This window comes from Streptomyces sp. NPDC111744, assembly GCF_055634995.1.
In genome coordinates this window covers 155358-181908 of the sequence record NZ_JBVKCG010000005.1, presented here as the reverse complement: position 1 = coordinate 181908, position 26551 = coordinate 155358, and the positions used below count along the sequence as shown (strand labels likewise).

Annotated in this window: 23 protein-coding genes; 18 read left to right on the top strand and 5 right to left on the bottom strand. The window is 70.1% G+C overall.

Annotated features, from left to right (window positions below; all coding sequences use genetic code 11):
• Window positions 1–52: 52 nt before the first annotated feature.
• Window positions 53–1558, top strand: a complete 1506-nt coding sequence (locus ACZ7OO_RS13530; protein WP_471504479.1) for a CYTH and CHAD domain-containing protein — start codon at window positions 53–55, stop codon at window positions 1556–1558.
• Between the two features lie 74 nt (window positions 1559–1632).
• Window positions 1633–3615, top strand: coding sequence for a TIGR03960 family B12-binding radical SAM protein (locus ACZ7OO_RS13525; RefSeq protein ID WP_471504477.1), 1983 nt, complete (start codon window positions 1633–1635; stop codon window positions 3613–3615).
• Between the two features lie 113 nt (window positions 3616–3728).
• On the opposite strand, the gene ACZ7OO_RS13520 is transcribed toward ACZ7OO_RS13525, so the two are convergent.
• The gene (locus ACZ7OO_RS13520; RefSeq protein ID WP_471504926.1) at window positions 3729–4352 is read right to left on the bottom strand and encodes an SDR family NAD(P)-dependent oxidoreductase; all 624 of its coding nucleotides are present in this window, start codon (window positions 4350–4352) and stop codon (window positions 3729–3731) included.
• 168 nt (window positions 4353–4520) lie between these two features.
• Between ACZ7OO_RS13520 and ACZ7OO_RS13515 the strand changes: the two genes are divergently transcribed.
• From ACZ7OO_RS13515 to ACZ7OO_RS13505, 3 genes are read left to right on the top strand one after another with little or no spacing between them, the layout of a single operon-like run.
• A complete protein-coding gene (locus ACZ7OO_RS13515; RefSeq protein ID WP_471504475.1) occupies window positions 4521–5036 on the top strand; it encodes an isochorismatase family protein in 516 nt (171 codons plus the stop codon).
• Window positions 5026–5778, top strand: coding sequence for an SDR family oxidoreductase (locus tag ACZ7OO_RS13510; RefSeq protein ID WP_471504473.1), 753 nt, complete (start codon window positions 5026–5028; stop codon window positions 5776–5778). Before ACZ7OO_RS13515 ends, ACZ7OO_RS13510 begins: the two co-directional genes overlap by 11 nt.
• 60 nt (window positions 5779–5838) lie before the next feature.
• Entirely contained in the window at window positions 5839–6456 is a 618-nt protein-coding gene (locus tag ACZ7OO_RS13505; RefSeq protein ID WP_471504471.1) for a VOC family protein, read from the top strand.
• A 189-nt stretch (window positions 6457–6645) separates the two neighbouring features.
• On the opposite strand, the gene ACZ7OO_RS13500 is transcribed toward ACZ7OO_RS13505, so the two are convergent.
• Window positions 6646–7254, bottom strand: a complete 609-nt coding sequence (locus tag ACZ7OO_RS13500; RefSeq protein ID WP_471504469.1) for a DJ-1/PfpI family protein — start codon at window positions 7252–7254, stop codon at window positions 6646–6648.
• Between the two features lie 128 nt (window positions 7255–7382).
• Here ACZ7OO_RS13500 and ACZ7OO_RS13495 point away from each other — a divergent pair, with 128 nt between their 5' ends.
• Together ACZ7OO_RS13495 and ACZ7OO_RS13490 are read left to right on the top strand one after the other, a co-directional pair.
• Window positions 7383–7619 carry a DUF6400 family protein gene (locus ACZ7OO_RS13495; RefSeq protein WP_471504468.1) on the top strand — a complete coding sequence of 79 codons (237 nt, stop codon included), beginning with the start codon at window positions 7383–7385 and terminating at the stop codon, window positions 7617–7619.
• Window positions 7620–7748: 129 nt separating this feature from the next.
• The gene (locus ACZ7OO_RS13490; RefSeq protein WP_471504466.1) at window positions 7749–8210 is read left to right on the top strand and encodes a hypothetical protein; all 462 of its coding nucleotides are present in this window, start codon (window positions 7749–7751) and stop codon (window positions 8208–8210) included.
• A 53-nt stretch (window positions 8211–8263) separates the two neighbouring features.
• Here ACZ7OO_RS13490 and ACZ7OO_RS13485 read toward each other — a convergent pair whose 3' ends face one another.
• Window positions 8264–8617 (bottom strand): DUF805 domain-containing protein, encoded by a 354-nt coding sequence (locus tag ACZ7OO_RS13485; protein ID WP_471504464.1) that lies wholly within the window; start codon window positions 8615–8617, stop codon window positions 8264–8266.
• A 181-nt stretch (window positions 8618–8798) separates the two neighbouring features.
• Between ACZ7OO_RS13485 and ACZ7OO_RS13480 the strand changes: the two genes are divergently transcribed.
• From ACZ7OO_RS13480 to obgE, 6 genes are all read left to right on the top strand, one after another.
• The gene (locus ACZ7OO_RS13480) at window positions 8799–9644 is read left to right on the top strand and encodes a hypothetical protein (RefSeq protein WP_471504462.1); all 846 of its coding nucleotides are present in this window, start codon (window positions 8799–8801) and stop codon (window positions 9642–9644) included.
• A gap of 116 nt (window positions 9645–9760) precedes the next feature.
• A complete protein-coding gene (locus ACZ7OO_RS13475; protein ID WP_471504460.1) occupies window positions 9761–10525 on the top strand; it encodes a TIGR03936 family radical SAM-associated protein in 765 nt (254 codons plus the stop codon).
• 276 nt (window positions 10526–10801) lie between these two features.
• Complete coding sequence (locus ACZ7OO_RS13470) at window positions 10802–14884, top strand: Rne/Rng family ribonuclease (RefSeq protein WP_471504458.1); 4083 nt, start codon at window positions 10802–10804, stop codon at window positions 14882–14884.
• Between the two features lie 234 nt (window positions 14885–15118).
• The gene (rplU, locus tag ACZ7OO_RS13465; RefSeq protein ID WP_030217740.1) at window positions 15119–15439 is read left to right on the top strand and encodes a 50S ribosomal protein L21; all 321 of its coding nucleotides are present in this window, start codon (window positions 15119–15121) and stop codon (window positions 15437–15439) included.
• A gap of 14 nt (window positions 15440–15453) precedes the next feature.
• Complete coding sequence (gene rpmA / locus ACZ7OO_RS13460) at window positions 15454–15708, top strand: 50S ribosomal protein L27 (protein ID WP_020940020.1); 255 nt, start codon at window positions 15454–15456, stop codon at window positions 15706–15708.
• A gap of 161 nt (window positions 15709–15869) precedes the next feature.
• A complete protein-coding gene (gene obgE / locus ACZ7OO_RS13455; RefSeq protein WP_471504456.1) occupies window positions 15870–17312 on the top strand; it encodes a GTPase ObgE in 1443 nt (480 codons plus the stop codon).
• A gap of 48 nt (window positions 17313–17360) precedes the next feature.
• Here the strand turns inward: obgE and ACZ7OO_RS13450 are convergent, their stop codons facing one another.
• Entirely contained in the window at window positions 17361–17501 is a 141-nt protein-coding gene (locus ACZ7OO_RS13450) for a hypothetical protein (RefSeq protein WP_471504454.1), read from the bottom strand.
• 72 nt (window positions 17502–17573) lie between these two features.
• Between ACZ7OO_RS13450 and ACZ7OO_RS13445 the strand changes: the two genes are divergently transcribed.
• The 5 genes from ACZ7OO_RS13445 to ACZ7OO_RS13425 all read left to right on the top strand — a co-directional run bounded on the left by ACZ7OO_RS13445 (window position 17574) and on the right by ACZ7OO_RS13425 (window position 24939).
• Window positions 17574–17900 (top strand): hypothetical protein, encoded by a 327-nt coding sequence (locus ACZ7OO_RS13445; protein ID WP_471504943.1) that lies wholly within the window; start codon window positions 17574–17576, stop codon window positions 17898–17900.
• A gap of 114 nt (window positions 17901–18014) precedes the next feature.
• A complete protein-coding gene (locus tag ACZ7OO_RS13440; RefSeq protein WP_471504452.1) occupies window positions 18015–19247 on the top strand; it encodes a hypothetical protein in 1233 nt (410 codons plus the stop codon).
• 339 nt (window positions 19248–19586) lie between these two features.
• The gene (locus ACZ7OO_RS13435) at window positions 19587–21086 is read left to right on the top strand and encodes a D-ribitol-5-phosphate cytidylyltransferase (protein WP_471504450.1); all 1500 of its coding nucleotides are present in this window, start codon (window positions 19587–19589) and stop codon (window positions 21084–21086) included.
• A gap of 199 nt (window positions 21087–21285) precedes the next feature.
• A complete protein-coding gene (locus ACZ7OO_RS13430; protein ID WP_471504924.1) occupies window positions 21286–23394 on the top strand; it encodes a hypothetical protein in 2109 nt (702 codons plus the stop codon).
• A 384-nt stretch (window positions 23395–23778) separates the two neighbouring features.
• Window positions 23779–24939, top strand: a complete 1161-nt coding sequence (locus ACZ7OO_RS13425) for a glycosyltransferase family 2 protein (protein ID WP_471504923.1) — start codon at window positions 23779–23781, stop codon at window positions 24937–24939.
• A 40-nt stretch (window positions 24940–24979) separates the two neighbouring features.
• On the opposite strand, the gene ACZ7OO_RS13420 is transcribed toward ACZ7OO_RS13425, so the two are convergent.
• On the bottom strand, window positions 24980–26374 hold the full coding sequence (locus ACZ7OO_RS13420) for a polysaccharide pyruvyl transferase family protein (RefSeq protein WP_471504449.1): 1395 nt from the start codon (window positions 26372–26374) through the stop codon (window positions 24980–24982).
• Window positions 26375–26551: the final 177 nt, after the last annotated feature.

The following is a 26551-nucleotide window of genomic DNA, read 5'->3' as shown; positions in this document are numbered from 1 at the left end:
TACCTACTGTGCCCGCTGTCCCTCCGGTGCCGGGGGCCACTAGATTCGGTTCATGGCGGATGCGAAGCGTGAAATCGAGCGCAAGTACGAATCCGATGAGAGTGGACTGCCCGACCTGACCGGAGTCGCCGGCGTGGCGAACGTCGTGGACAAGGGCACCGCCGAACTCGACGCGACCTACTACGACACCTCCGACCTGCGCCTGGTCTCGGCCGGAGTCACCCTGCGCCGCCGCACCGGAGGCAGCGACGCCGGCTGGCACCTCAAACTCCCGGTGGCGCCCGGCATCCGCGACGAGATCCACGCCCCGCTCTCCGACACCGTCCCCGACGAACTGGCCGCCCTGGCCCGCTCCAGGGTCCGCGAAGGCCAGCTGGTCCCCGTGATCCGGCTGCGCACCGCCCGCGACATCCAGCACCTCGTCGACGCGGACGGCGCCCTGCTCGCCGAGGTGAGCGTGGACCGCGTCCGGGCCGAGCGGCTCTTCGGCGGCGAGGGCAAGGCCCAGTGGACCGAGATCGAGGTGGAACTCGCCGACGGCGTCGACCCGTCCTTCCTCGACAAGGTGGAGAAACGGCTGGGCAAGGCAGGCGTACGGCCGTCGAAGTCCCCCTCGAAACTGGCCCGCGCACTGGCCGAGACCAAGGGCGGCAAACCCCACCCGCCGAAGCCGGACTCCGGTGCACCGGTCACGGCCGGCGACCACATCCTCGCCTACGTCCGCGCCCAGCGGGACGCGATCGTCGAGCTCGACCCCGCCGTACGCCTGAACAACGACGAAGGCGTCCACGACATGCGGGTGGCCACCCGCCGACTGCGCAGCACCTTCCGCTCGTTCCGCAAGGTCCTCGACCGGGAGGTCACCGACCCCGTCGCGGACGAGCTGAAGTGGCTGGCCGGGGAACTGGGCGTGGGCCGCGACCTGGAAGTCCTCGCCGAACGCCTGATGACGGCCCTGGAGAAGGTCCCCCGCCCCCTCGTCTCCGGCCCCGTCCACGACCGTCTGCGCGCCTGGGCCGAGGCCGGCGAGCGCGGCTCCCGGCGCCGGCTGCTCGGCGTCCTCGACTCCAAGCGCTACCTGGACCTCCTGGACACCCTGGACGCCCTCGTCGCCGACCCGCCGCTGCGGAAGGCGGCGGCCGGGAAGCCGGAGAAGGTGCTCGCCAAGGCCGTGCGCAAGGACTTCGCGAAGGTGACCGACCTGATCGAGACGGCCATGGAGCAGCCCCCCGGCCACGACCGCGACCTCGGCCTGCACGAGGCCCGCAAGAAGGCCAAGCGCACCCGCTACGCGGCCGAGGCGGCCCGCCCCGCCCTCGGCAAGCCGGCGAAGACCATGGCCAAGTCCATGAAGTCACTGCAGAGCATGCTCGGCGAGCACCAGGACAGCGTGATGGCCCGCGAGACCCTGCGCGAGCTGTCCGCGGTGGCCCACGCCGCCGGGGAGAGCGCGTTCACGTACGGGCTGCTGTACGGCCGCGAGGAGCAGCGGGCGGTGGCGGTGGAGGCCGAGACACCGGGCCTCTGGAAGGAGATCAAGAAGAATGCGCCCGTCTGAGCGGGCGTACGGGGGACACCGCCGGGCGCGTTAGTCTGGATGGTCACCCATGTCAGCTCACAAAGGTCCGCGAGATGCCTGCCGAAGCCGCCGCCCAGGTCGCCGAGTCTGTGTTCCCGCAGCTCGAAGCTCTGCTCCCGCATGTGCAGAAGCCGATCCAGTATGTCGGCGGAGAGCTCAACTCCACGGTCAAGCCATGGGAGTCCTGCGACGTCCGCTGGGCACTCATGTACCCCGACGCATACGAGGTCGGCCTGCCCAACCAGGGCGTCATGATCCTCTACGAGGTCCTCAACGAGCAGGAGGGCGTCCTCGCCGAGCGCACATACAGCGTGTGGCCGGACCTGGAGGCGCTGATGCGCGAGCACCGCGTCCCGCAGTTCACGGTGGACAGCCACCGGCCGGTCGGCGCCTTCGACGTGCTGGGCCTTAGCTTCTCCACGGAACTCGGCTACACCAACATGCTCACGGCCCTGGACCTGGCCGGCATCCCCCTGGAGTCGAAGGACCGCGGCCTGGACGACCCCATCGTCCTGGCGGGCGGCCACGCGGCCTTCAACCCCGAACCCATCGCCGACTTCGTCGACGCGGTGATCATCGGCGACGGCGAGCAGGCCGTCCTCGACATGACGAAGATCATCCGCGAGTGGAAGGCGGAGGGCCGCCCCGGTGGCCGCGAAGAGGTCCTCTTCCGCCTGGCGAAGACGGGTTCGGTGTACATCCCGGCGTTCTACGACGTCGAGTACCTGCCGGACGGCCGTATCGCGCGCGTGGTCCCCAACAAGTCGGGCGTCCCGTGGCGGATCAGCAAGCACACCGTCATGGACCTGGACGAATGGCCGTACCCGAAGCAGCCGCTCGTCCCCCTGGCCGAGACGGTCCACGAGCGCATGTCCGTGGAGATCTTCCGCGGCTGCACGCGCGGCTGCCGCTTCTGCCAGGCCGGCATGATCACCCGCCCCGTGCGCGAGCGCTCGATCACGGGCATCGGCGAGATGGTCGACAAGGGCCTGAAGGCGACGGGCTTCGAGGAGGTCGGCCTGCTCTCCCTGTCCTCCGCGGACCATTCGGAGATCGGCGACATCGCGAAGGGCCTGGCCGACCGCTACGAGGAAGACAAGATCGGCCTCTCCCTCCCCTCCACGCGTGTCGACGCCTTCAACGTCGACCTGGCGAACGAGCTGACCAGGAACGGCCGCCGCTCCGGCCTCACCTTCGCCCCCGAGGGCGGCTCGGAACGCCTGCGCAAGGTCATCAACAAGATGGTCTCGGAAGAGGACCTGATCCGCACGGTCGCCACCGCCTACGGAAACGGCTGGCGCCAGGTGAAGCTGTACTTCATGTGCGGCCTGCCCACGGAGACCGACGAGGACGTCCTCCAGATCGCCGACATGGCGATGAACGTCATCCAGAAGGGCCGCGAGGTCTCCGGCCAGGGCGACATCCGCTGCACGGTCTCGATCGGCGGCTTCGTCCCCAAGCCGCACACCCCCTTCCAGTGGGCCCCGCAGCTGAGCGCAGAGGAAACGGACGCGCGCCTCGAAAAGCTCCGGGACAAGATCCGCGGCGACAAGAAGTACGGCCGCTCGATCGGCTTCCGCTACCACGACGGCAAGCCCGGCATCGTGGAGGGCCTGCTCTCCCGCGGTGACCGCCGCATCGGCGCGGTGATCCGCGCGGTCTACGAGGACGGCGGCCGCTTCGACGGCTGGCGCGAGCACTTCTCCTACGACCGCTGGATGGCCTGCGCGGAGAAGACGCTGCCCGCCTTCGGCGTGGACGTCGACTGGTACACGACGCGTGAGAAGACGTACGAGGAGGTCCTGCCCTGGGACCACCTCGACTCGGGCCTCGACAAGGACTGGCTCTGGGAGGACTGGCAGGACGCCCTCGACGAGACGGAGGTCGAGGACTGCCGCTGGACGCCCTGCTTCGACTGTGGGGTGTGTCCGCAGATGGACACGGCCATTCAAATCGGCCCGACCGGCAAGAAGTTGCTGCCCCTTACGGTCAAGAACGCGGGTCCGACGCCGACTCCGACCGGTCACACGCACTGACGTGAGCGAGGCACTCGATCGGGTGGTTGAGGCGCTGGCGGGGGAGAGCGAAAACGTCGTCCTCATGGACGTCAGCCGGGAGCGCCGCAGAGTGGATCTTGCCCGGCGGTCGGCTACCAGTTGATCTCGGTCAGGAGGAAGGGCTTGTCCTCCGGGGCTTGCTTGCGGGCCCGTAGGGCTTGTTCGGCGGGTGGGCCTACCGGTACGCGCAGCGGTGGGTCGGGCCGCTCGATCGTCTGCGCCACGGTGACGGCCACGTCCTCCGGGGTGACCGCCTCGCCGCGCAGGGCGCCCAGTGACTCGTACAGCGGGCTGTAGGGGTCGTTCTCCTTGAGGAACACCTTGGCGCGTTCGGCGCCGCCCGAGGAGACCGCGCCGGGCTGGACGATGCTCACCTTGACGCCGAGGTGGCCCGTCTCGATGGCGAGCGTCTCGGCGAGTGCCTCCAGCGCCCATTTGCCGGCGCCGTAGGGGCCTGTCAGCGGTAGTACCAGGCGGCCCTGGATGCTGGAGACGAAGACCAGGCGGCCCGCGCCTCTCTCCCGCATCGCGGGGAGCACGGCTTGCGTCACGCGCAGCGCACCCAGGGTGTTGAGCTGTAAGGGCTGATCGAACTCCGGGAGCGGGACGCTCTCCAGTGGCGCCCGGATGGTGGTGCCGGCGTTGCTGACCAGTACGTCGATCTCGCCGGCCTGCCGAATCGCCTGGTCGACGGTCTCCTGGTCGGTGACGTCCAGGCGCAGACGCTGGTCACGCCGTCGCCCTCCCGCGGTTGATCACCTGGCCTGATCACGTGATCACGGGGAGGTGGTCCGGATGCCGTTCCGCCGGGGGAGTGACAGACTGGGTCTTCTGAGTCGGCGGGCTGTGGCGGAGGCCGGTCGCTGACCAGTTGGGAACCGTCCATGACTGCTGAGAGCCCCGAAGTGCGGTACTCGCTGGACGAAACCGCTCTTCTGATCGTCGACCCCTACAACGACTTCCTTTCCGAAGGCGGCAAGTTGTGGCCCCGGGCGAAGGAGGTGGCGGAGGGCGCAGGCCTGCCCGACCATATGCGGACCGTACTCGCAACGGCCCGTGGCCAGGGATTTCGTGTCTTTGTCGTGCCTCATCATCGGACGACGCCGAGCGACTACGCCACCTGGGACCACCTGTCCCCGACAGAAATCGTGCTGATCGGGATGCGGGCCAACACCTGTGTGGACACCACCGCCCGCTACGGCCAGGAGCTGGGGTACCACGTGACCCTCGTCCGCGATGCCATCGCCTCCTTCAGCTGGGAGGAGATGACCGCGACCTTCGACCTCAACGCACCCCTGTACGCCCATGCCGTCGTCACCACCGAGGAGTTCGTCCGGACGGCGGGCGGCGGCGCCGGCGAAGGCTCCCGGGAGAACGGAGGTGACGGTCGTGAGCGGTGATGAGCGGGGCGGCGCGCCCGGCGAACTGGGCGGCCAGACGGTCGTGGTGGTGGGCGGCAGCGCGGGCATCGGTCTGGAGACCGCGCGGCAGGTGCGGGCGGCGGGTGGTGAGCTGGTGCTCGTGGCGCGCAACGCCGAGCGGCTCCAGCGGGCCGCGCAGGAGTTGCATCCGCTGAGCACGGCTGTTTTCGACGCCCACGACACCGAACGGCTGGAGCGTTTCATCGGGGAGCTGCCCGGGCGGGTCGACCATGTGCTGGTCACGGCGGGCAGCCCGTCGTACACCCCTCTCGACGAGCTTGATCTGACCGAGGCCGCGCGGGACTTCGGCGGTCGTCTCGCGATGGTGCTGGCGGTGGCGCGGGCGAGCCGGGGGAAGGTCAGGGCCGGCGGAACGCTGCTGTTCATCGGCGGGACGGGCGGCCGGCGGCCCGCGGCCGGGATGGCGGTGACGGGCGCCCTCACCGCGGCGCTGCCCGCACTGACCGCCAACCTGGCGCTGGAGGTCGCGCCGATCCGGGTCAACCTCATCGCGGCCGGGTTCGTGGACACACCGCTGTCGGCCTCCCTGCTGGGCGACCGACTCGAAGCGCGACGCGAGGAGTTGAGGAGGACGCTGCCCATCGGGCGGGTGGTCGGTCCGGCGGACGTCGCCGCCCTCGCGGTGCACCTCATGGTCAACGACGCCCTCACCGGCGCCACCTATGACATCGACGGCGGCCAGCAGCTCCTCGCGCACTGACCGGCCGTACCGCGGGTCCGGTCGTCGCCGGTGTCCCATCCGAGACGGGAAGTGCAAGCCATGGACATGAAACTCGAGGTCGTCGTGGTGCCGGTGTCCGACGTGGACCGGGCCAGGGACTTCTACACGGCGCTGGGCTGGCGGCTCGACGCGGACGTCGCCACCGACGGGGAGTTCCGGGTGGTGCAGGTGACCCCACCGGGTTCCCCGGCGTCGGTCATCTTCGGCGAGTCGGTCACCGAGCAGGCGCCCGGCTCGGCCCGGGGGCTGCACCTGGTCGTCGACGACATCGACACCGCCCACGACGAGCTGGCGCGGCACGGCGCCGACCCGAGTGAGGTGTTCCACGACGCCGGCGGTGTCTTCCACCACGCCGACGGTGACGCCCGGGTGCCCGGTCCCGAACCGCACCACGGCAGCTACGGTTCCTTCCTGTCGTTCAGCGACCCGGACGGCAACGGCTGGCTCCTGCAGGAGGTCACCGACCGGCTGCCGGGACGGCTGGATCCCGCGGCCACCTCGTTCGCCTCGGCCGAGGACCTGGCGGATGCCCTGCGGCGGGCCACGGCGGCGCACGGCGAGCACGAGGCCCGCACCGGGGCGGAGGACCCCAACTGGCCGGACTGGTACGCGCGGTACATGGCGAGCGAGCAGGCCGGGACGGAACCGCCCGCGTGATCCGGTGCTTCGGAGACAGGGCCGGCGCGGCAGCGCCCTGCTGCCCCCGACGTCCTGCGGCGGTTCCGGATCGAACCGAACCTGACCGTGCCGTGCCCCGCCGGCGCCGTACCGCGCCAACGCCGTACAGCGCGGCCCCGCACCTTCCGGTGGCGCGAGAGGGCCTTACGCTCTGAGCTTCGGCTGCCGTCAGCTCAGTGCGGTCTCGGCCGTGCGGACGGCGCGCAGGGCGCGGTCGACCGTTTCCTGGTTCTCGCCGACCGGGGCCACGTAGTCGAGGACCCCGCGGGCGGCGTCCTCGCCGAGAGTCCGGGTGATCACCCACGTGGCGAGGTACTGGGACGCCAGGCAGCCACCGGCCGTGGCGATGTTCCCCTCGGCGTGGAACGGCGTGTCCAGGACGGTGACCCCGGACGCCTCGACGAAGGGCCGGGTCTTGCGGTCCGTGCAGACGGGCATGCCGTCCAGCAGACCGAGCCGGGCGAGCACCAGCGCGCCGGAGCACTGCGCGCCGATCAGCTGCCGGGAGGGGTCGAGCCGCAGCCGGGAGATCAGCCGGTCGTCGGCGACCACGTCCCGTGCCCGCACTCCGCTGCCGACCAGCACGACGTCGGCTTCGGTCACGAACTCCATCGGGCGCTGCCCGGACACCTCGACGCCGTTCATCGACGTGACCACCGGCGTCGGTGTCGTGATGAAGGCCTCCAGGCCGTCCTTGCGGCACCGGTTGATCAGCGCGGCGGCGATGAAGCTGTCGAGTTCGTTGAATCCGTCGAAGGTGAGTACGGCTACCTGCATGGCATCTCCTCGGACCACAGCGCGGACCCCGATTTTCGCAGGAGGCCCACGCAATGCACCGATGACCTGCTGTGACGTGTCCCACGGACTCTTGTCGCGGGGCGACCCCCCTGCCTAAATTCGGTCATATGTCCAGTCCTGATGCCGCCCTTCCCGTCGAACCGGTCGACTTCGCCGTCGATCTCACCGGGCACGAGCTGACCCGGCGTGCCCACGTCATGGCGGCTCTCGGCGCCGACTGGGATCCCGTCGAGAGCATGCGCGGTGAGGAGGAGGCGTACGACATGCTGTACTCCGGGCTCGACGAGGAACAGCAGAGGCTGTACGACTCGCTCGTCGCGGCCGGGGTGCTGCCCCGACGCTGATTCCCGTCCCTCTTCCGGTGCGCGACAGCCTGCGGTGAAACCGTGACACGACCGCCATGGAAGGTGCACCGGCCCGGCCGCACAATCGGGGAGACCGAAGGCCGGCGACACGCGGGGGAGTTGGCGGGCATGGAACTGGAACTGGGCTACGACCTGCTGGGCAGACTCCGCTTCATCGGGGACGTCCAACTGACCTACGGTCGGTGGGGCGGCAGGCCTCAGGCGCTCGGGCCGCATCCGCTGGAGTACGACATGCTCGGCAGCCGGCTGCGGTGGATCGGCGACATCGAGATCGGGTACGGCCGCCTCGGCAGCGTCCCGAGGACGTTCGGGACGTGGGACGTCGAGTGCGCCGCCTGGTCCGGGATTCCGCGCCGCATCGGGCCGTACCCCGTGGAACACCCCAGGTTCAGCGGCCGGGCGAGCGCGATCGGCCCGCTCGCCGTGTCGTACCACGCCCTCGGCAGCCGCCCCCGCCGTATCGTGCTCCCCAAGGACCTGCACACCCTCCCGGACGACCTCCTCCGCGTCCTCTTCCTGGTCCTGCACCTCCAGGCGGAACGCAACAAGAGGTCGTCCGCGGCCTCATAGACAGGCGAAGGCCCCGCCGGACGGATCCGGCGGGGCCACGAGGTGACGGCAGGTCAGACGGCGGGCTCGTACTTCGGGTTGTCGCCGTACTGGTTCTGCTCCGGCTTGCTGTCGGAGGCGAGCCAGACCAGCACGAAGATCCAGCCGACCAGCGGGATGATGCCGACCAGGATCGCCCAGCCCGAACGGCCGGTGTCGTGCAGTCGGCGGACCGCGACCGCGAGGCCCGGCAGGAAGACCGCCAGGCTGTAGATCGCGCCGAGGGCGGCGAACCCGATGACCCGCCCGATGACCGCCAGCACGATGCTGATGATCAGGTTGAACAGGAAGAACATCCAGTATTCCTGCCGGCGCGCACGGCCGCTGAACACCGCGTACTTCTTCAGTACGTCCACGTACCAGTTCATTACTCGTCCCCCAAGGATCAAGAATGGTTCAAGATTTCGCTGGTGCTCAGCAAATCAAGCCGCCCTGGCCGGATCCATTCAGATTGGCGTGTGCGGGTCAACCGTTACCGTGTCGCCGCCGTTCGGTGATCAAGGGCGGCCGAATCGCATCCGCGTGGCACGCGATAGCGTCTCTTCGGCCATGGACATGCAAAAACAGACGCAGCGGCGCCCACAACCGCAGGCGCAGCACCCCGAGGGGTGTCTCGTCGTAGCGATCAGGATCCCCGTCCGAATCTTCGTGTTCCTGGTGGTGCTGCCGGTACGCCTGCTCTGGGACGCGTTCGGGGCCGGCGCACGGTTCCTGTGGCGCCACCCCGTCGTCCCGGTCGCACGATTCCTCTGGCGGTACGTCCTGACCCCCGCCGGCCGCACCATCGGCCGGCTCCTGCACGTGCTCCTTGTCGTCCCGCTGATCTGGCTGTACCGCTACCTGCTCACCCCCCTCGGTCACGCCCTCGGGTGGCTCCACGCGCGCGTGCTCACCCCGATCGGCCATGCGGTGGTGTGGCTCCTGACGCCCGTCGCCCAAGCCGTCGCCTGGGTGTTCGAGCAGCTCCTCGGCGCCCTGTACTGGATCGCGCGCGTGCTCCTCGTCCTGCCCGCCGTCGCCCTGTGGCGCTGGGCCCTCACCCCGGTCGGCCATGTCCTCGGCATCGTCCTGAAGGAGATCCGGGACGCCCTCGGTCACGCCTGGCGGGCCGCCGGACACGTCGCACGCGCCGCCGGACGGGTTCTGGGAACCCTCTTCCGGTGGATCTTCCTGGAACCGGTGCGCCGGCTCTACCGGACCGTTCTCACCCCGGTCGGACACGTCGTACGCGACCTCGTGCTGCACCCCGCCGCGCAGGTCGCACGTGCCGCCGGACGGGCCGTCCGCCAGGCCCGCGCCGACCTGCGCCGCGCCCTGTTCGGCGAGCCGGGCCGGCCGGCGGCCGTGGACCGCCGGGAACCCGTAGGCCGCGACACACGTACTCTTGATGGATAGAAGTACACAGCAGCACGGCCCCCGCGGTACGGCTGCTGCTCTCACGAGACGAGAATCGCGAAGGACTGACGACACTGGGCAAGCGACAGCCCGAAGGCCCGCCGCCCGCACCGGCGGTGCAGCGCATCCGACTGCGCTACACCAAGCGCGGCCGCCTCCGGTTCACCAGCCACCGTGACTTCCAGCGCGCCTTCGAGCGTGCGCTGCGCCGCGCCGAGGTGCCGATGGCCTACTCGGCGGGGTTCACCCCGCACCCGAAGGTGTCGTACGCCAATGCCGCACCCACCGGCACGGGCAGCGAGGCCGAGTATCTGGAGATCGCGCTCACCGCGGCCCGCGACCCGGAGCGACTGCGCGTCCTCCTCGACGAGTCCCTGCCCACCGGGCTCGACATCGTCGACGCGGTCGAGGCACGGACGTCCGGACTGGCCGACCGGCTCACCGCCTCCGTGTGGGAGCTGCGGCTGGCCGGCCTGGACCCGGCGGAGGCCGCACAGGCCGTCGCCGCGTTCAACTCGGCCGAGGCCGTCGAGGTCCAGCGCATGACCAAGAACGGCGTACGGACCTTCGACGCCCGCCCCGCGGTCGTACAACTTGAAACGCACAATGAAACGGCTGATAGGCCGAGCGACCAGCCCTGTGCGATACTGCGGCTGGTTGTTCGGCACGTGACGCCTGCCGTACGACCCGACGACGTCCTGTCCGGTCTCCGCGCCGTGGCCGACCTGGCGCCGCCGGTCCCCGCAGCGGTGACCAGGCTGGCGCAGGGGCTGCTCGATGAAGAGACCGGCACGGTGACCGACCCGCTCGCGCCCGACCGCGAGGCAGTGGAGGCCCTCTCGAAGGCCGTACCCGCTGCCGCCGCGACGGCGTCGGCGTAAGGAAGGTCCCGCGAAGGACGTACGTCGCAGCGCCGCCCTCGTACTCGGGAGCCACCTGGGTCGGGCAGCGCACCGACCAGAAGACTTTCGCCAGGCCGTCCGCGACAAGGCGTACGGAACCGGCGAGACAGGACACAGAGAGCTCCTGTGCGGCGTCCGCGCCCCACACGGCGGCACCGCGCATCGCGCGAGCCGTGGACGTCACCGGCGGTCGCTCGAACCGAACGACGCCGGACCAGGCGCGGCGCCCGGGAGCCTGACGGGAGAACCGCCCGCATGCTCGAACCGACCGAGCCCACCGAGGGCTCCGAACTGAACACCCCCAGCGACACCCTGCCGCCGCGCAGGCGTCGCCGTGCCGCGTCCCGCCCCGCGGGACCGCCCGCCGCGACCGAGGCGAGCGAGGCCGTGGCCGAGGTCACCACGCCGGCCATACCGGCCGCCGAGTCGTTCTCGGAGCCCGCAGAGGCTGCCGAGGAGACGGACACGGAAGAGGCCGCGGAGGCCGTGCCCGCAGCGCGTACCCGCCGCCGGGCGACCCGCCGGGCCTCGGCACCCGCCGGTTCCCCGACGGGAGCCGAGGCCGCCGACACCGCCGAGACCGTCCTTCCCGTGACCGCCGCCGAGCCCGCCGAGGCCACGCCCGCGGCCGAGGCCGTCGAGACCGCCGCACAGAGCGACGAGGAGGCCGCACCGCGCCGCACGCGCCGGCGTGCCACGCGACGCGTCTCCACGCCCACCGAGGCGGCCGAGAAGGAAGAGGCCGTCGAGACCTCCGCGGCCACCGAGGCCCCTGAGGTCTCCGAAGCTGCTCCGGTTTCCGAGGCCGCCGCAACCGATGAAGAGACCGTGCCCGCGGCGCGTACCCGCCGTCGGGCGACCCGCCGCGCGTCGGCGCCCGCCGGTAACCCGGTGACGGCCGAGACCGTCGCTCAGACCACCGAAGCCGTGGAAACCGCCGAGGCCGTCAAGGCCGTCGACGAGAGCGGTGAGGCCCCCCCCGCCCCCGAGGCGGAGCCCAGCGCGCCCGCGCCGCGCACCCGGCGCCGTGCCACCCGTCGGGTCGCCGCACCCGCCGGCGCGCCCGAGGCCGCCGCCGAAGCCCCCGCCGCGGCTCAGCCGCAGGCCGCCGAGGTCCCGGCCGTCACCTCCGCCACCGAGGCCCCCGCCGCCGAGGAGCCGCAGACCGAGGCACCGCGGCGCCGGCGCCGGGTCGTGCGACAGGCCGCCATCGGGTTCTCCGAGCCCGCCGCCGCGGCCACGCCCGCCGAGGAGGAGTCGCAGCGCCGCCCCGCCCGGCCCGCCGTGGCCGTGTTCCAGGCGCCCGTGTTCACCGAGCCGAAGTTCCAGACCCCGGAGCGCGCCGCCGCCGAAGCCGCCGCCGTGGCCGCCGGAGCGGAGGAGCCCGAGGAACTCGCCCCGTACCAGCCGGAGCAGGCCGAGCAGGCCGAGACCGGTTCGCGCCGCCGGCGCCGCCGCCGGGGTGCCGCCGAGGAGACCCCGGCCGCCGCACCCGCCGCCGAGGACGAGACCGAGGAGCCGGAGGAGCCCGCCGAGGACATCGAGGACGCCGCCGACGGAGACGGTGAGGACGAGGCCGAGGAAGCCGGTTCCCGCCGCCGTCGCCGCCGCGGTGGCCGTCGCCGCCGCCGCGGTGACGCCGGCGACGGCGAGGGCGCTGACGCCGACAGCGACGAGCTGGCCGCGGAGCAGGCCGAGCAGGACGCCGAGGACACCGCCGAACAGGAGGAAGAGGACGACGAGGACGCCCACGACGAGGCCGGCGGCTCCTCCAGCAGCCGTCGTCGCCGTCGCCGCCGGCGTCGCGCCGGGGACACCTCCGTCGACACCGAGCCCGGCGAGAACGACCCGGAGCGCACGGTCGTCAAGGTCCGCGAGCCCCGCAAGCCGTCCGAGCCGTCCGACGAGGTGCAGTCCATCAAGGGCTCCACACGTCTGGAAGCCAAGAAGCAGCGCCGCCGCGAAGGCCGCGAGCAGGGCCGCAGGCGCGTCCCGATCATCACCGAGGCCGAGTTCCTCGCCCGCCGCGAGGCCGTCGAGCGGGTGATGGTCGTACGCCAGTACGGCGACCGCACCCAGATCGGCGTCCTGGAGGACGGCGTGCTCGTCGAGCACTACGTCAACAAGGAGCAGGCCACCTCGTACGTCGGCAACGTCTACCTGGGCAAGGTCCAGAACGTGCTGCCCTCGATGGAGGCCGCCTTCATCGACATCGGCAAGGGCCGCAACGCCGTCCTGTACGCCGGTGAGGTCAACTTCGAGGCGCTCGGCATGGCCAACGGGCCCCGCCGGATCGAGGCCGCCCTGAAGTCCGGCCAGTCCGTCCTCGTCCAGGTGACGAAGGACCCGATCGGACACAAGGGCGCCCGTCTGACCAGCCAGGTCTCCCTCCCGGGCCGCTACCTCGTGTACGTCCCCGAGGGCTCGATGACCGGCATCAGCCGCAAGCTGCCCGACACCGAGCGGGCCCGGCTGAAGACCATCCTCAAGAAGATCGTCCCCGAGGACGCGGGCGTCATCGTGCGCACCGCCGCCGAGGGCGCGAGCGAGGACGAGCTGCGCCGCGACGTCGAACGGCTCCAGGCGCAGTGGGAGGAGATCCAGAAGAAGTCGAAGAACGGCGGCAGCTCGAACGCGCCGACGCTGCTGTACGGCGAGCCGGACATGACCGTCCGGGTCGTCCGCGACATCTTCAACGAGGACTTCTCCAAGGTCGTCGTCAGCGGTGACGAGGCCTGGGAGACCGTCCACGGCTACGTCTCGCACGTCGCCCCCGACCTCGCGGGCCGGCTGTCGAGGTGGACCTCCGAGGTCGACGTCTTCGCCACCTACCGGATCGACGAGCAGCTCGCCAAGGCCCTGGACCGCAAGGTCTGGCTGCCCAGCGGCGGTTCGCTGGTCATCGACCGGACCGAGGCGATGGTCGTCATCGACGTCAACACCGGCAAGTTCACCGGCCAGGGCGGCAACCTCGAGGAGACGGTCACCAGGAACAACCTGGAGGCGGCCGAGGAGATCGTCCGCCAGCTGCGGCTGCGCGACCTCGGCGGCATCATCGTCATCGACTTCATCGACATGGTCCTGGAGTCCAACCGCGACCTGGTGCTGCGCCGCCTGCTCGAATGCCTCGGACGTGACCGTACGAAGCACCAGGTGGCCGAGGTGACCTCGCTGGGGCTCGTCCAGATGACCCGCAAGCGGGTCGGGCAGGGCCTGCTGGAGTCCTTCTCCGAGACCTGCGTGCACTGCAACGGCCGTGGCGTCATCGTCCACATGGAGCAGCCCAGCTCCGGCGGCGGTGGCGGCGGCAAGCGCAAGAAGCGCGGGCGCGGCGGCGACGGACACGAGCACGACCACGACGTGCACGAGACCCACGCGGCCGTGGCCGACGGGGCCGTCGAGCACGCCGAGGCCGTCCAGGCCGTCGAGACGGCGGCGGAGGTCGCGGCCGAGGCCGCCGGGCCCATCGCGCTGCCCGCCCCCGAGTTCACGCCGGACGAGGAGCTGTACAGCAGCGTCGCGGAGGCGGAGGCCGCGGCCGGCCGCGGCCGTACCCGCCGCCGGGCGAGCCGCCGGGCCTCGGCTCCGGCCGGGGCGCCCAGGGAGCGCGCGGGCCGCAACCGGGCCGCCGAGGCCGAGACGCCGAACGCCCAGGCCGTACCGGCCGCCGTGGAGGCCGGGCGTGAGGTGCTGCCGGAGCCGGCCGCCGAGGCGCACGCCGAGCCGGTCGCCGTGGAGGACCCGGTCGTCCAGGAGGCCCCCGAGGCTCCGGCCGCCGAGGAGACCGCGTCCAAGGGCCGTACCCGTCGCCGTGCCACCCGGAAGGTGTCGGCGCCCGCCGGTTCCCCGGCAGGGGCCGAGACGGCCGTGGTGACCGTCGTCGCCGAGACCGCCCCGGCGGCCGGACCGGTGGCGGAGCCGGTGATGGAGACGGCGGAGGAGCCCGAGGCGGCCGCGTCCGCCGAGAGCGCCGCCCCGGCCCGGCCGCGCCGCCGCGCGGTGCGCAAGGCCACCGCGCCGACCGCGTCGGAGGAGGCCGCCGTCGTGGTCGTACCGTCGGCGGAGGCCGCCGAGCAGCCGCGGACGCCGGTCACCGGTGAGGCTGCCGAGGCCGCCGGTGAGGGCGTCGAGGAGGCCGCTCCGGCCAAGAAGACGGCCCGTAAGACGGCTGCCAAGAAGACCGCCGCGAAGAAGACGGCCGCGAAGAAGACCGCGGCCAAGAAGACGACGGCGAAGAAGACGACGGCCAAGAAGGCGGCCAAGACCGCCAAGACGGCCGCCGCCAAGTCGACGGCGAAGAAGACCAGCACGGTCACCACCGCCTCCGACGAGGGCTGACGCCCGGGTGTGGGGCCTGTCCGGAGTGACCGGCCCCACATCTCCCGGGGCCCGGTTTGACCCCCTCGGCCACCGCCCCGTAACCTTGACCGTCGGCGTGTCCATGAATATGAGGACGTGCCACATCCCCGTAAACCTCTTCCTCCGGAGCACACGGTGTTCCGGAGAGGCCGCCCGCGTGACGGACGGCTGGACTGCGGGGGTGCCGTTCCCGAGCGAGAGAGTGAGATCCGCGTGTACGCCATCGTGCGCAGCGGTGGTCGCCAGCACAAGGTTGCTGTCGGCGACATCGTTGAGGTTGACAAGATTTCCACTGCCAAGGTTGGCGACACGGTCGAGCTCTCGACCCTGCTCGTTGTCGACGGCGAGGCCGTGACCAGCGACCCGTGGGTGCTGGCCGGCATCAAGGTCCAGGCCGAGGTCGTGGACCACCACAAGGGCCAGAAGATCGACATTCTGCGCTACAAGAACAAGACCGGTTACCGGCGTCGCCAGGGCCACCGCCAGCAGTACACGGCGATCAAGGTCACTGAGATCCCCGCGGCTGCGAAGTAAGGGACTGAGGAGAGATGGCACACAAGAAGGGCGCATCGTCCACCCGTAACGGTCGTGACTCCAACGCTCAGCGCCTCGGCGTGAAGCGCTTCGGCGGTCAGGTCGTCAACGCGGGCGAGATCCTGGTCCGCCAGCGCGGCACCCACTTCCACCCCGGTGCCGGCGTCGGCCGTGGCGGCGACGACACGCTGTTCGCGCTGCAGCCGGGTGCGGTGGAGTTCGGTACCCACCGTGGCCGCAAGGTCGTGAACATCGTTCCGGTCGCCTGAGTCCCAAGTCTCGGAGTCTTCAGGTCTTCTGAAGGTTTTATGACTGCACGGCTCAACCGAACGTTTCGCGAGGCGGACCTCACTTCCCGATCGGGAAGGCGGGTCCGCCTTTCGCGTGTTGACATAGGTATCACCCCGTAAGTAACTGGAGGCACCCCACCATGACCACCTTCGTGGACCGCGTCGAGCTGCACGTCGCCGCGGGTAACGGAGGCCACGGCTGTGCCTCCGTTCACCGGGAGAAGTTCAAGCCGCTCGGCGGCCCCGACGGCGGCAACGGCGGCCGGGGCGGCGACGTCATCCTGACCGTCGACCAGTCCGTGACGACTCTCCTCGACTACCACCACTCCCCGCACCGCAAGGCCACCAACGGCAAGCCCGGTGAGGGCGGCAACCGGGCCGGCAAGGACGGACAGGACCTCGTCCTGCCGGTGCCCGACGGCACCGTGGTGCTCGACAAGGCGGGCAACGTCCTCGCCGACCTCGTCGGCCACGGCACCTCGTACATCGCCGCCCAGGGCGGCCGCGGCGGCCTCGGCAACGCGGCCCTCGCCAGCGCCCGCCGCAAGGCCCCCGGCTTCGCCCTGCTCGGCGAGCCCGGAGACCTCCAGGACATCGTCCTGGAGCTGAAGACCGTCGCCGACGTGGCCCTGGTCGGCTACCCCAGCGCCGGCAAGTCCTCGCTGATCTCCGTGCTGTCGGCCGCCAAGCCGAAGATCGCCGACTACCCGTTCACCACCCTCGTTCCCAACCTCGGCGTGGTGACGGCCGGTTCGACCGTCTACACCATCGCCGACGTCCCCGGACTCATCCCCGGCGCCAGCCAGGGCAGGGGCCTCGGCCTGGAGTTCCTGCGGCACGTCGAGCGGTGCAGCGTCCTCGTCCACGTCCTGGACACCGCCACCCTGGAGTCCGAACGCGACCCCGTCTCCGACCTCGACGTCATCGAGGAGGAGCTCAAGCAGTACGGCGGCCTCGACAACCGGCCCCGGATCGTCGTCCTCAACAAGACCGACGTCCCCGACGGCAAGGACCTCGCCGACATGGTCCGCCCCGACCTGGAGGCCCGCGGCTACCGCGTCTTCGAGGTGTCGGCGGTCGCCCACCTCGGCCTGCGTGAGCTGTCGTTCGCGCTCGGCGAGCTGGTCGCCCAGGCCCGCGCCGCCAAGCCCAAGGAGGAGGCGACCCGGATCGTCATCCGGCCCAAGGCCGTGGACGACGCCGGCTTCACCGTCACCCTGGAGGACGACGGCCTCTACCGGGTGCGCGGCGAGAAGCCCGAACGCTGGGTCCGCCAGACCGACTTCACCAACGACGAGGCCGTCGGCTACCTCGCCGACCGCCTCAACCGCCTCGGCGTGGAAGAGGCGTTGATGAAGGCCGGTGCCCGCAGCGGCGACGGCGTCGCCATCGGCCCCGAGGACAACGCCGTCGTCTTCGACTGGGAGCCGTCCATGATGTCCGGTGCCGAGATGCTCGGCCGCCGCGGCGAGGACCACCGCTTCGAGGAACAGCGCCCCGCCGTACAGCGCCGCCGCGACCGCCAGGCGGAGCGCGACGAGTCGCTGCGGGAGTACGGCGACTTCGACCCGTTCGAGGAGTGACGGGGCAGGGGCCTGCGGTACCGCGGAGGCCTGCGGTACCGCGGGTTCTCAGGCCGTCACGGCCGGCTTGAGGACCTCCTCGCACCACTGCCGGAACGCCGTCGGCGTCGTCGGCTCGGCGGTGCGCGGCTCGGCGTTGTCCAGGCCCCTGTTCTTCGCCTCGAACATGTCGACCATTCCCTGTGCCATCCCTCGGTCATCCCGAAGCCGGTCATGCGCTCCTTGAACGCCGCGCCGGTGACCTGCCGGTAGCCGACCTCGGTGCCCAGCACCTCGGAGGCGATCCGGGCCATGTCGTTCGGCGACAGATCCTCGGGACCGAGACAGGCGACCTCGCCGGACCTCGTCCAGGTGCCGTCGAGCAGCAGTCGTACGGCGGTCGCCGCGATGTCCCGGGCAGCCACGGCCGGAGCCTTCAGATCCGGGTCGGCCATCATGAAGAACAGGCCCTGCTCCTTCGACATCCGCCGCGACGGCATCGACGCACGTGTGCGGGTCGTCGACACCGTCGTCAAGCCGCAGGCCACCACGAGCACCTTCGCCACCCTGCGCGTCGAGGCGGACCGACCGGGCGTACAGGTCGTCTGACGAGCGAACCGGACGCGCCGACAGCCAAGTCCGTGTAGCGGGGGCCTGGGACTCATCTGTGTCCCAGGCTTCTCTCAGGTGAACCTAAGGTAAACGTCTTACCTTTCGTTAACCATGGAGACGGACTGCACGAGAGGCGAGGCCCCGGTGAACAACGCCCCGATAGGTTCCATGGGCCCCATCGGTCCCCTTGCCGCACTGCCCGCCGGCACCCGCCTGCTGCACATCGGCCCCCACAAGACCGGCACCACGGCCATCCAGGGCGCACTCTTCGCCGCGAAGGACAGGCTGCCCGAGCACGGCGTGGAGTTCCCGGCGAGCACCCGGCACCCCATGGAGGCCGCCCTCGCCGCCTGCGCCCGGCCCGCCATGATGGGCGACACTGCGCCCACCGAGAAGCACTGGACGCGGCTGCTCAAGCAGGTGGAGGCCACCGGATCCCGGACCTCGGTGATCAGCAGCGAGTTCTTCGCCGACGCCCCCGACGACGAGACTGTCGCCCGCATCGTCGAGCAGCTCGGCGGCGACCGCGTCCATGTCCTCGTCACCCTGCGCCCGATCGCCCGGATCATGCCCTCGCAGTGGCAGCAGTACGTGCAGAACGGGCTGCGCATGGGGTACGAGGACTGGCTGGACCACATGCTCCGCAAGGGCCCCTATGAGAAGCCCAACCCCAGCTTCTGGCGCCGGCACCGGCACGACCGGCTGGTCGAACGCTGGATCGGCGCGGTGGGCTCCGACCGGATCACCGTCGTCGTGGTCGACGACCGGGACCGCGACAGCCTGATGCGCACCTTCGAAACGCTGCTCGGACTGCCCGAGAACCTGCTCCGGCCCGTCCCGGACACGGTGAACCGCTCCCTCACCCTCGCCGAGACCGAAATGCTGCGAAAGCTCAACGTGGAATTCCGCGGCAACGGACTGCCCGACGAGCTCTATTCCAAGCTCGTCCGCAACGGCGCCGTCATGCATATGAAGAACACGTGCAGTCCCACCGCCGAGGACGTGAAGATCTCCACCCCCGACTGGGCCGTCGAGGCCGCCGGCCGCATCGGCGCCGAGATGGTGGAACGCATCGGCACCATGGGCGTCCGCGTCATCGGCGACCCGTCACTGCTCTCCGCCATACCCGAGCAACGTGAACCGGCCGGCGGTCCGGCCGCCGGCGAGCCCCGCATCGCACCGGAGGTCGCCGCCCAGGCACTGTACGGCGCACTCGCCGCGGCGGCCGCGGTACCGGTCCGCCACACCGCCGAGGTGAAGGCCCGCACGGTGCACCAGACGTCGTCGAAGGAACTGGTACGGGTGCTGGGGCACCGGTGTCTGAAGAAGCTGCGGCGGCTGTGAGCGGGTCAGAAGCTGCGGCGGCGGGGAGCGGGTCCTGCGAGTGGACGGCTTGGCTGTGCTAAGTCGTCCTGGCCGCATGGCTTTGCTCTGCCGAGACGTGCCGAGCGTCACGCACAGCAATCGGAATGCCCTGTGTAGTTACTCACAGCAAATTCACGGAACTTGCCCGGACGTCCGACGGGCGACGCCCATCACCAGCGATGCAAGGTGCCGTCGTCGGCGATGCAAGGTGAATGAAAGGTTGCGGGCACGTATGCAGTGGGCGGCACTCACCTTGCACTGCGGTTACCGGAAGTGGGACCATTTCCTGGTTCCCTGATGCCCCAAGGTAGGTCACCTGTGTCCCAGCACATAGCCAAGCCCCGAACCACCGCAGTCATCCTGGCCGGTGGCACCGGTCAGCGGGTGGGTCTGTCGATCCCCAAGCAGTTGCTGAAGATCGCCGGCAAGGCAGTCATCGAGCACACCCTGACCACCTTCGAGAAGGCCGACTCGATCGACGACGTCATCGTCCTGATGGCGCCGGGCTATGTCGCGGACATCGAGAAGATCGTCGCCAAGGCCGGGTTCACAAAGGTCAAGAAGATCATCGAGGGCGGCAACACACGGAACGAGACCACCGAGCGCGCCATCGAGGCGCTCGGCGAGGGCCTGGCCGAGGGCGAGGACCTCAACGTCCTCTTCCACGACGCCGTACGCCCCCTGCTGTCACGGCGCGTCATCGACGACTGCGTGGCAGCGCTGGAGCGCTACCAGGCCGTCGACGTCGCCATCCCGTCCGCCGACACCATCATCGTGACGCGGACACACGGCGAGGACGGCGAGTTCATCACCGAGATCCCGGACCGCTCCCGGCTGCGCCGCGGCCAGACCCCGCAGGCGTTCAAGCTGTCCACGATCAAGCGGGCCTACGAAGTCGCCGACGGCGACCCCAACTTCCAGGCCACCGACGACTGCACCGTCGTGCTCAAGTACCTGCCGGACGTGCCGATCCACGTCGTCGCCGGCGACGAGTACAACATGAAGGTCACTCAGCCCGTCGACGTCTTCATCGCCGACAAGCTCTTCCAGCTCGGCTCCACGGCCGCGCCCGAGCAGAAGGACGAGGACGCCTACCGCGAGCTGCTCACCGGCAAGACCGCGGTGATCTTCGGCGGTTCCTACGGCATCGGCAAGGACATCGCCGAACTCGCCGAGTCCTACGGCGCGAACGTCTACGCGCTGGGCCGCTCCACCACCGGCACCCACGTCGAGAACCCGGAGGAGGTCGACGACGCGCTCTCCAAGGCGTACGCCGAGACCGGCCGGATCGACTACGTCGTCAACACGGCGGGCGTGCTGCGCATCGGCAAACTCGCCGAGACCGACAACGCCACCATCGAGGAGGCGCTGAAGGTCAACTACCTGGCCCCGGTGCAGATCGCCCGCTCCAGCTACAAATACCTCGCCGAGACCAAGGGCCAGCTGCTGCTCTACACCTCCAGCAGCTACACCCGCGGCCGCGCCGAGTACAGCCTCTACTCCTCCACCAAGGCCGCCATGGTGAACCTCACCCAGGCCCTGTCCGACGAGTGGGCCGGCGACGCGATCCGCGTCAACTGCGTCAACCCCGAGCGCACCGCCACCCCGATGCGTACCAAGGCGTTCGGCCAGGAGCCGACGGGCTCGCTGCTCTCCTCCGAGGCCGTCGCCCGCACCTCGCTCGACGTGCTGCTGTCCGAACTCACCGGCCATGTCATCGACGTCCGCCAGCAGGACCCGACGGCGGCCGCCGGCCTGGCCGACGGCTTCGAGCAGGCGCTGGCCAGTGTCCTGGACCGACAGGACGGCGTGGCATAATCGACGTCCATTAGACATCTGTAATTCAGGCCTCTGTGGCTGCGCGTTCGCGGAGCAATCACAGGGGCCTGAACCGTAAAAATCCCCGCTCGACAACCTCTCAGATCGACAACCTCCCAGATTGTCCGCAAGGTCAAATTCAGGCCTTTTTGTCAGCAAAAGGTTCTCCGTGATATCCACCGCTATTCGCGTCGCCCGGGTGGGCAGCGCGGCCGAGCTGGCCGCGGCGGCACTCATGATGCTGGGCTTCCCCGTGCTCATGGTCGCCGCGCTCGTCCCGAGCGTTTACGCCTTCGCGGCCGCGGCCGCCGTCACGTACCTGGCGGACCACTACCTGCACCGCAAGGGCAGCTACCTCGTCAACCGCCTGAGCAAGGTCCGGGCCGGCCTGTCGATCCGCTTCCTGATCCGGCAGCTGCTGCTGATCCTGCTGCTGGCCCGGATGTCACTCTCGAACGACCTGGTCTTCTACGGTGCGATCGCCTGCTTCATCGCCTTCTACGGCCTGCAGGCCCCGCACGGCGCACTGGTCACCCTGATCCGCAATCGCCGCAGGATGCCGGTCGCCACCCGCAACGTCGACCTGAAGTCCCGCATCCGCATCCCGGACGCCCCGCCGCGCGGCCTGCTCGACCGCTCCGCCGAGAAGATGCTCCACCTTGACCTCACGGCCGTCGTCGGCCTGCTGGTCTCGGCGATGACGGACAACGCCGTCGCCGGTTCCGTCGGCATCGGGATCACCCTCGCCCTGGGCAGCCTGTACGTGCTGGTGCTGATGCCGTACGTACGCGGCCGCAAGATCCCGCCGGACCACGACACCGCGCTGGCCGCCGTCGACGACTGGCTGGGCCGGTACAAGCCCGAGACCGTCCTGTACTTCTCCGGTTCCAAGGACTCCGCCTACCAGGTCAACATGTGGCTGGAGACCATGGAACAGCTGGAGTCCCGCCCGCTGGTCCTGCTGCGCGAGCGGGTCATCCTGCAGAACCTCGCCCCGACCACGGTCCCCGTCATCTGCGTGCCCGGCGGTGTGCACCTGATGAACCTGGACCTCTCCACGGTCCGCGTCGCCCTCTACGCGGCCAACGTCGGCAAGAACATCCACCTGCTGCGCGTCCCCACCATGAAGCACGTCTTCATCGGCCACGGCGACAGCGACAAGCTCGCCAGCGTCAACCCGTTCAGCAAGGCCTACGACGAGGTGTGGACCGCCGGCCGCGCGGGCCGCGACCGCTACGCCCTTGCCGACGTCGGTGTCCGCGACGAGGACATCGTCGAGGTCGGCCGCCCGCAGCTGGCCCCCATCCAGAGCCGGCCGGACCTTCCCGCCGGCCCTCGCGACAGGGCCGCCGCCGATGGACGCTGTCCCACCGTCCTCTACGCGCCCACCTGGGAGGGCTGGGACGGCAACCCCGGCAACACCTCCCTCGTACTCGCCGGCGAGAACATCGTGAAGAAGCTGGTCAAGGCCGACCCGCCGGTCCGCGTCCTCTACAAGCCGCACCCCTTCACCGGCACCGTCAGCGCCGCTGCGGCCGCCGCCCACCGGCGCGTCACCGCCCTCGTCGAGAAGGCCGCCGCCCAGCGAGCCGCCGACGCCCGCTTCACCACCGACACGGCCGCCCAGGCGGCGGCGCGGGCCGAGCTGACCCGTATCGAGACCCGCCTGGCCGAGCTGACCGGCACCGGCGACGAGAAGCGCGACGAGGCCGAGGCCAGCCGGGACGACGTCGTCGACCTGAAGAAGTACGAGGAGATCGCCCGGCTGCGCGCCGAGTGGAACGACGCCCACTGGCGTTCTTTCCCCGACCACGAGCACCGGGTCATCACCGGCGCCGAACCGCGCCTGTACGACTGCTTCAACGTCTCCGACGCGATGGTCTCCGACATCTCCAGCGTCGTCTCGGACTTCATCGCGAGCGGCAAGCCGTACGCCGTCACCGACTCCGCCGAAGTCGGCGCGGAGGAGTTCAAGCGGGCGAACACCGCTGTACGCGCCGCCGTGATCCTCTCCAACAGCGCCAAGGAACTGGACGCCCTGCTGGACGCCGTACGCGATCCGTCGGCCGACCCGCTGGCCGGGGACCGGGACGAACTCAAGCGGTATCTGCTGGGCCCGGACGAGCCGACCTCCATCGAGCAGTTCAACGCCGCGGTCGCCGCGCTCGCCCGCAAGGCCGAGACCCGCAACCTGGGCCAGGAGGCCCTGATCGCGGCCGGTGACCCCGAGGCGGCCGAACTCGCCGAACTGCTGCCCGGAGACCCGGTGAAGGCCGCCGGCGAGGCCGAAGGCACCATCACCGGCTGACCGCTCGCACAACCACGCCGAGGGGCTGGGTCCCGGAAGAACTTCCGGGACCCAGCCCCTCGGCCGCGTCCCCGCACTCTCGTCTTCTTAACTTTGCTCAGCCATTCGCGCCGCCTCTTCTACCAGCGCTTCGCGGTCTCCGGTGAGCACCTCTTACCTCACGTCCGTACTATCTCGACGTAACCCGCTGTACACCGCACGGCTGGCTGTTCGTCATGTGAGATGGGCCACGGACAGCTCTCCCTGAGGCAACCGGTTGTGGGAACCGGCCGTCTAAAGCGTTGCGATCGAGGCGACGCAGGGGGAACGCGCCATTGACTAGGGGGAAACGTGACCGTCGTTGCGCAGCCTGATGTGACTGTGATCATCGGGGCGTACGAAGCGATGCCGTATCTCGTCGAATGCCTGGCCTCCGTGGAGCGCCAGACCCTCGACCCGGCACGCCTGGAGGTCATCGCGGTCGACGACGGGTCGACCGACGGCACGGGGGAGTACCTGGAGGAGTTCGCGGCCCGCGCCACCATGCCGGTGACCGTGATCCGGCAGGAGAACTCCGGCGGCCCCAGCGGCCCCCGCAACGTCGGCCTCGCCAAGGCCACCGGCCGGTACGTGTTCTTCCTGGACGCCGACGACCGTCTCGGCCCCGAAGCCCTCGCGCGCATGGTCGCCATGGCCGACAAGAACAACACGGACGTCGTCCTCGGCAAGGTCGAGGGGATCAACCGCAAACCCCCGCGGTCCATGTGGGGCAGAACGCTAGAACGTACCGACGTCTTCTCCTCCAACATCAAGTTCACGCTCAGCGCGCAGAAACTGTTCCGCCGCGCTTTTCTCGAACAGCACGACATGCGTTTCGACGAGTCCCTGTGGACCGGCGAGGACGCGCTGTTCACCATGGAGGCCTATCTGCGCGCCGACGGTGTCTCCGTGGTCGCCGACTACCCCTGCTACTACCTGGTCGGTCGCGAGGACGGCAAACACGTCACCCGGAGCGGCAGCCACACCCTCCGTTTCGACTCGGCACGCGCCCTGATGAACCTGATCGCCGACATGGTCCCGGCCGGACCGCGTCGCGACGCGCTCATGGTCCGGCCGTTCCTGGTCACCCTGCTCCCGCAGTTCGGTCCCAGGTTCCTCAAGGACAGCGACGAAGTACGCCGGAACAAAATGGAACTGGCGAAGCCGCTCGTCGACGCCCACTGGAATCCGGAAATCGCCCGCCGCCTCAGGGTCCACGAACGGCTGCGACTTCACCTGGTCGCCGTACAGCGCCCCGACCTCCTGCTGGACGTCGTCGAGTTCGTGCGCGCCAAGAAACAGGCCGGGGCCGTCCTGGAGAAGCGCGGCACCCGTGTCTACCTCGCCTACCCGCACTTCCGCTCCAGGACGGCCGGCGTCCCCGACTGGGTCTACCTCGCCGAACCCCGAGAGGCCCGCGCGGTCGAGGGCTACCGCGAAGACGCGGCCAACACCTTCCTGCGGCGCGCCCTGCGCAAGCTCCGCAGGTCGCTGCCGGCACGGGAAGTCAAAGCGGTGGCGGCCTGACCGGGCGCGCGGCGCCCGGCCGACTGGGGCCTACCGGGACCTACTGGCCCGCCCTCAGCGCCCGCCGGATCGGCCTGCCCACGGCCCGCCTGGCCCGCCGATAGACCGAGGCCGGCGGCACGGCGGCCGCCTTGGCGCGGGCCCCCGCGCGTGCAAGTTCCTTCTGCAACCTGGCGTTGTCCAGCGACAGTTCGTCGATACGGCTGTGCAGCCAGCCGAACCGCGAGGTGAGCGAGGCGAGGTCTGCCTCGTTCCAGGGGCGGATGCCCGCCGGGAACTCCAGCGCGCGCATCCGCTCCTCGAAGGCCGCACCGCCGTCGCCGTGCGTGAAGGTGTTCTCCAGACCGTTCCTGCCGAGGAACCCGGTGAACCGCTCGAAGCGCTCCCGGTGGCCGCCGACCAGCCCGCCGAAGTCGGCCTCCGCGTAAAGCTTCGCCGGGTCCGCCGCATCGGGGTCCCTGACCGCCCGGTCCAGCCGCAGATGCGGTATCTCGAAGTAACGGCACAGCTCCAGCGTCCGCGAGTCACCGCACAGCACGGTGGCCGGCGTGCCGGCGAGCAGCGCCGCGATGTTGCCGTGGATGCGTGAACCGAAGGAGAAGTCGAAAGAGCGCAGATCGTCGATCCAGGTGACCGGGTCGACGTAGACCCGCACCTTGTCCTCGCGGAACATCGGGTGGTCAGGGTGGGTCGGCATCGCGGTCACCGCGGCGTTCGGGTCCGACAGGTCCCGCCAGTGCAACTGCCGTGCGTCACTGAGGTTCTGGCCGACGAACCGCAGACACGGGTAGCGCTCGTGGGTACGCGTGATGATCCGGTCCAGGCCCTGTGCGCGTACGGCGCTGTGCGAGCCGTTGATCGCGATCCGCGAATCCGGTGTCAACTCCAGTGCCTTCTTGTGCACCGGGAGCCGGTCGCCGTACAGGAACAGCGAAGGACAGCCGATGATCTCGACGTCCTTGAAGCCCATGTTTCTCAGGTACTGCTCGGTGAACTCGCCCCGCACGCCGATCGACGCGCTGCGCTCCAGCACCGCCGCGCAGAACTCCCGCACGGTGGGCTCGATGCGCTTCAGCCGGTCCGGGTTGTAGCCGACCCCGGTCTGCGCACCGACGCCGAGCACGACGACCGGGATTCTCAACTTGGAGATCAGCCGCGTCATCCGCTTCAACGCGCTCTCGAAGGACGGGCGGAAGGCGTTGGCGAGCGGGATGACGAAGGCGTCGTACTCGTCGTTGATGCGCGCGGCGGCGGAGACGTCGGAGGGCATGCCGTTCGAGACGACCTCGGTGTCCGGGGTCTCGAGAATCTTGTGCGCGGCATCGCTGAAGACCAGGTTGCCCGAATTGGTGGCGATGACGTCCCGGTGCAGGGCCTCCTCGACGGTGACGACGTCGTAGGGACTCTTTCCCGACCGGAGGAGGATGCGCTTCACGCTGCGATCTTTAGATGACACAAACTTAAAATTAACTTTAAGTTCGTTTCGATTTCCATGGACAGTCAATACAACCTTTTTGCCATGTGCGGTCCGTCACCACAGGATCACGCGACGCCTCCAGCGGTACCCGTCCGCCGCTGCGTCCGTCGCCGTGTCCGGAGGCTGGACGGGCGG